The 5371-nt window shown below is 60.1% G+C and carries 5 protein-coding genes and 1 pseudogene; all 6 read right to left on the bottom strand.

Annotated elements, in window-relative coordinates; translation table 11 throughout:
- Window positions 1–1130 (bottom strand): metallophosphoesterase (locus tag EOA85_RS26395; RefSeq protein ID WP_206523373.1); only part of this gene is annotated, 1130 nt, incomplete at its 3' end.
- A 178-nt stretch (window positions 1131–1308) separates the two neighbouring features.
- Entirely contained in the window at window positions 1309–1683 is a 375-nt protein-coding gene (locus tag EOA85_RS26390) for a hypothetical protein (protein ID WP_065007649.1), read from the bottom strand.
- A gap of 196 nt (window positions 1684–1879) precedes the next feature.
- Window positions 1880–3325 (bottom strand): homospermidine synthase, encoded by a 1446-nt coding sequence (locus EOA85_RS26385; RefSeq protein ID WP_127211728.1) that lies wholly within the window; start codon window positions 3323–3325, stop codon window positions 1880–1882.
- Window positions 3326–3669: 344 nt separating this feature from the next.
- Window positions 3670–3930: a nitrate reductase gene (locus EOA85_RS26380; RefSeq protein WP_127211727.1), complete on the bottom strand. Its 261-nt coding sequence runs from the start codon at window positions 3928–3930 to the stop codon at window positions 3670–3672.
- A gap of 33 nt (window positions 3931–3963) precedes the next feature.
- A pseudogene (locus EOA85_RS26375) lies at window positions 3964–4973 on the bottom strand (GTP-binding protein).
- Between the two features lie 74 nt (window positions 4974–5047).
- Window positions 5048–5371: transcriptional repressor (locus EOA85_RS26370; protein ID WP_127211726.1), on the bottom strand; the 324-nt coding region annotated here is incomplete at its 5' end.

The following is a 5371-nucleotide window of genomic DNA, read 5'->3' as shown; positions in this document are numbered from 1 at the left end:
ATCTCCACACCCTGGTCCTTGACGCGGTCAAGGACGGCATCGGAGACGAGATTGCCCATCTCGCACTCGCGGGTGCGGCAGTTCTCACGGCTGCCGTCGATCGCTTTGGTGGTTTCGGCGACCTCCTGGTTCTTCAACGCCTCGATCGGCGCGCCGAGCTCCTTGATGCGGGCAAGCACCGCGGGATCTGGCGTGATCGACTTGTCGAGGTAGATCGGGTCGCCGCTGGCTTGCTTGACGACGCCGTTGTCGTCAAACACGACCTTGAACTCGCCAAGATATTTCGAATAGGACGCCGCCTGCACGACCGGCACTTTGTAGCCGTCCGGATTGTCGACCATCGTCGGGTAGGGGCCTTCAGCCTTGGGGTCAGTGTTGGACAGCAGCGAATGGCTGTGGCCGCCGACCACCACGTCGACACCCGGGATCTTGGCGATGACGTCGCGCTCGCGCTTGTAACCGATATGGGTGACCGCGATGATCTTGTTGACGCCTTCTCCCTTCAGCTTCTCGACCTCTGACGTGATCGACTTGACGTCGTCCTCGATCGTGACGTTAGGGCCTGGCGAAGCGAGCTCCGGCGTGTCGTTGGTGACCGCGCCTACGACGCCAATCTTCTGGCCGCCGACCTCGATCACGATCGACGGTTTCACGCGGTCACCCAGCTTGGATTGCGCGTTGGCCTTCACATTGGCGCCGAGCACCGGAAATTTGATCATATCCAGGAACGGCGCCAGCGCCGCCTCGCCGTCGTCGAACTCGTGATTGCCGACCGCCATGGCGTCGAATTTCATCTGGTTGAGGAATTCGCTTTCGGTCTTGCCCTTGTAGGTGGTGTAGAAGAGCGAACCCTGGAAATTGTCGCCGGCGCTGAGCAGCAGCACGTTCTGACCTTCCAGCTTCTTGCGCTCCTGGCCGATCGCCGTGATCAGCCGCGCCGCGCCGCCGGTGCACTCGCCCTTGGCCTCCTCTTCGGCAGAGCAGGTCGATTCATATTTGTTGTTGCTTTCGATGCGGCTATGCCAGTCGTTGATGTGCAGGATGTTCAGCGTGTAGTCGGCAAAGGACACGCCGGCTGACAGGCCAAGCGTAGACGCCGACAGGGCGGCAATGGCGGCGATCTTCTTCATCTTCGTCTCCCGGATGACCTGTTTAACGCCCTTGCTCGACTGGAACATAACAGCCAGCTTTTCGCCCATGTTCACATCGCGTTCTAGGTGATGCAAGCGGAATCGGGGCCAGCTTTGCCGGCGCAAAAAGGACGGCGTCCTCAAGCCGCCGTCCTTTGCAAAGCAGTTCAGTATGGGCTCAGGTGCGTCGCGTCAGCACAAAGTTCTGCCCGCTCGCACTGGTGCAATTAAGCTGCGAGGTGGAGATCAACAAGCAGTTGAAGCTTATCGGCGTCTGGCGGATCAGCGAAGTGCCATTGATCGCGACCGAAGTACCGCCGGTCATGGTGTAGCTGCCGTCGGCAAGTTTCTGGCCGGTGTCGGTCGCGACGGTATTGAAGCTGCCGGCGGCGAAGGTCGACAGGCCGGTGCCTTGCGCGTCGATCCATGAGCCTTCGACCGCGTTGCGCGTGGCCAATGACGGCCCGCCCGGGCCGGCGGTGGTGCACGCCGCCAAGGCGACGGCAGCGGCCGCGACAATGCCGGCCGAAAGCTGTTTGCGCGCAATCGTCATCATCAAAATCCTCTCCTCTCGCATCGGCCGGAAAATCGATCCGATTTTTCGGAAAGCACGATGCGTACATTCAAAGCGCTATACTTTGTGCGTCCAAATGGACGCACGTCGCTCTAGGCCCCACCTTTCCTTCAATCGCCCGATTTCCAGGCGATTGCAAGGCAGTGAAACATTGCTATCGAACGAGGATGTTGCACTATCGAACGAGGATGTTGCGGAATTGCCATGGGTCGTTTTTGTCGAGGTCTTCCGGGAACAGACCAGGGCGGTTATCGAGCGGCGTCCAATCGGTGTAGTAGCCCTTGATCGGCCCCAGATAGGGGGACTGCACTTCCAGGCAGCGCCTGTAGTCCATCTCGTCGGCCTCGACGATGCCGGCCTCGGGATTTTCCAGCGCCCAGACCATGCCCGCCAGCACTGCAGACGTGACCTGCATGCCCGTGGCGTTCTGATAAGGCGCCAGCTTGCGCGCTTCCGCCAGCGACAGTTGCGAACCGTACCAATAGGCGTTCTTGTCGTGGCCATAGAGCAGCACGCCGAGCTCGTCGACACCGTCGACCAGTTCGTTTTCATCGAGCACGTGATGCACGGATTGCGCCTTGCCGGCGGCACCGAACATCTCGTGCAGCGACAGCACGGCGTCGTTGCAGGGGTGGTAGGCGTAGTGGCAGGTCGGACGATATTGAACCTTGCCCTTCCTGCCGCGCAAGGTGAAAAAGTCGGCGATCGAAATCGACTCGTTGTGCGTCACCAGGAAACCGTATTGCGGACCGGGCGTCGGGCACCAGCTGCGCACACGCGTGTTGGCGCCCGGCTGCTCCAGATAGATCGCCGCCTTCGAGCCATGCTTGTGCTTCTTGCCGTTCTTCGGCATCCACGTCTCATGCGTGCCCCAGCCTAGCTCGGCCGGTTGAAGCCCTTCCGAGATGAAGCCTTCGACCGACCAGGTGTTCCAGAACACGTTCATCGGCTTCGGCTTCTTGGTGCGCTGTGTGTCGCGCTCGGCGATGTGGATACCCTTGACGCCGGCCTTCTTCATCAGCCTGGCCCAACTTTCGCGATCGTGCTGCGCGGGCTCCGAGAACTCGAGGCCGAGATCGGTGGCGAGGTTGACCAGAGCCTGCTTGACGAACCACGAGACCATGCCTGGATTGGCGCCGCAGGTAGAGATTGCGGTCGCCCCGCCGGGACGCGCGTGCTTTTCTTCGATCATGGATTCACGCAGCGCGTAGTTGCTGCGGCTGGCATTGTCGGCCTTGGTATCGAAATAGAAGCCGAGCCACGGCTCTACGACGGTGTCGATGTAAAGCACACCCAGCTTGCGACAGAGCCGCATCAAATCCACTGAGCCGGTGTCGACCGAGAGGTTGACGCAAAAGCCCTGGCCACCGCCTTTGGTCAGCAAAGGCGTCAGCAGCTTCTTGTAGTTCTTCTTGGTCACCGCATCCTGCACGAAGGTGATGTCGCGCTCGTCGAGCAGCTTGCGATCGGTATCGCGTGGGTCGATGACCGTCATGCGGGACTTGTCGAACTTGAAATGGCGCTCGATCAGCGGCAGCGTTCCCCGCCCGATCGAGCCGAAGCCGATCATCACGACAGGGCCGGTGATCTCGCCGTAAACGGGCCAGTTTTCATTCGCCATTTTATCGATTACTCCCTCAGACACGCTGAAAAGCCGGGGCGTTCTTTGCCGGACGGCCAAGCGCTACAACCACAGATCATTGTCATAAACCAGCGAAAAACCGCGAGCTACGCCGCATTCGCCACGTGGTTAAGAGGACGACCAGCCGATCGTGGCCGTCAGAACCTTGTAGTCGCGTTGGGCAAAGTCGAGCGCCAGCAAATTGCGCGGCGAAAGATGCGGCGAGCATTAGCTCTCGTCGACGGTTCCCGATCCGGGTCGCAGCACGATGCCTCGGCGACTCTTCCGCAAGCGCTCACAGCTTTGGCCTACAGGCCAAGCATTCTGCGGATACGCCAATCTATTCACCCTTGCGGCAGATCGCGCGAGGTCACATCGGCGATTGACTTGTGAATCTGGATCGTCTCGATTTTCTTGCCGGGACGCATTATGCCGATCACCGTTTCGATGTCGGGACAGCCATCTTTGCGGCATACGAGCTCCGTGACGGACACCACGACGTCGCCATCGAGCCCGCGGGCCTCGCGAACCCAGACCTTGATCTGGCTGGTCTTCTCCGGCAGGGCAAGCCCGCGCGGGGCGAGTGGGTTCGCGAGGCGTTTCATAGACAATCCTGTCCCAAAGGCGCCTTGCCGAATCTACGCACTCAGAGCCTCTACAGAGTCCACGTCGACACAGCATTTGAGGAAGCCGTCTTCAATCACGCCCTTGGGCAGGTTGCGGCCGATAAACACCAGCCGGCTCACGCGCTTCTCCCCTCTTTCCAGGGGCGCTGGTGGTCGCCTTCGAGCAGCATGTGGACGGCCTGGACGACAAAGCGGTCGTCATCGCCCTTGAATGCCAGGATGCCCTTCATGCGTAGCATGTCGATGCCGAATTTCTGTGTGATCATCTGGATCCACGGCAAGAATTTGCCCGGATCGATCAAAGCTTCTGTGACGAGAGAAAAACTGGTGACGTGATCGTCATGCTCATGCTCGTGTTCTGCGTCGAGAAAGTGCGGCTCGACTTCGAGGACACGGTTCAGATCGAACGCGCCGCGATCCAGAACCTCGTCGAGTGGAACATTGCAACGTGTGGAATACTTGATTGCAGCCGTCGGGTTGATCCTGCGAATGCGCGCCTCCACTGCATTTGAGTTCGGTCGGCGTTACCAGGTCGGTCTTGTTGAGTATGACGATGTCGGCGAAGGCGAGTTGCTCCTGCGCCTCGTGCGCATGATACAACTCGCCGAGGAGATGCTTCGCATCAACCACGGTGACGATCGCGTCGAGTTTCGTCTTCTGCCTCACATCGTCGTCAACAAAGAAGGTCTGGGCGACGGCGCGGGATCGGCAAGGCCGGTCGTCTCGATCAGGATGGCGTCGAAACGATCCCTGCGCCGCATCAAGCTCTCGATGATCCGGATCAGGTCGCCGCGCACGGTGCAGCAGATGCAGCCGTTGTTCATCTCGAAGATTTCTTCGTCGGTATCGACGATAAGGTCGTTGTCGATGCCGACCTCGCCGAACTCGTTGACGATCACGGCGTATCGCTTGCCATGCTGTTCGGTCAGGATGCGGTTGAGCAGCGTCGTCTTGCCGGCGCCGAGGTAACCGGTAAGAACCGTGACTGGCATTTGCTGGGGGGCTTTGAGAGGCATAGTCATCTCCAAATGATTGCGGATTTCAGCTGGGTCATGCACAAGCCAATTGGATCGCCCGCGGACGGAAGGCCGGTGTCTCATCCATGCGCGCAAGCCCCGCACAGACCCGAAAGCTCCACCGTGGCCGATTTGGTTCGGAAGCCCTGCCGTCGGGCAATCCGGCGTAGCACCCGCTCCAATGCCGGATCGTGAACCTCACTTGCCCGCCCGCAATTCGCGCAGATTGCAAAGGCGGCGCGCCCATGGGTGCATTCGCTGTGGACGCAAAGCGCGAACGCGCTCAGGCTCTCGATCCTGTGAGCCAGGCCCTCCTCGATGAGCCGATCCAGCGCGCAATAGATCTGTAGCGGTGAGCGGAGCCCTTCCTGGCGAAGGAGTTCAAGCAGTTCGTAGGCCCCCAT

The sequence above is a fragment of the Mesorhizobium sp. M5C.F.Ca.IN.020.29.1.1 genome, assembly GCF_003997375.1.
GTDB classification, from domain to species: Bacteria; Pseudomonadota; Alphaproteobacteria; order Rhizobiales; family Rhizobiaceae; genus Mesorhizobium; species Mesorhizobium wenxiniae.
This window is presented reverse-complemented; position numbering and strand designations above follow the sequence as displayed.

Excerpts from the sequence above, each read along its gene's own strand:
- EOA85_RS26385 (WP_127211728.1), bottom strand. The coding sequence starts at position 3,325 with ATGGCGAATGAAAACTGGCCCGTTTACGGCGAGATCACCGGCCCTGTC.
- EOA85_RS26390 (WP_065007649.1), bottom strand. The coding sequence starts at position 1,683 with ATGACGATTGCGCGCAAACAGCTTTCGGCCGGCATTGTCGCGGCCGCT.
- EOA85_RS26380 (WP_127211727.1), bottom strand. The coding sequence starts at position 3,930 with ATGAAACGCCTCGCGAACCCACTCGCCCCGCGCGGGCTTGCCCTGCCG.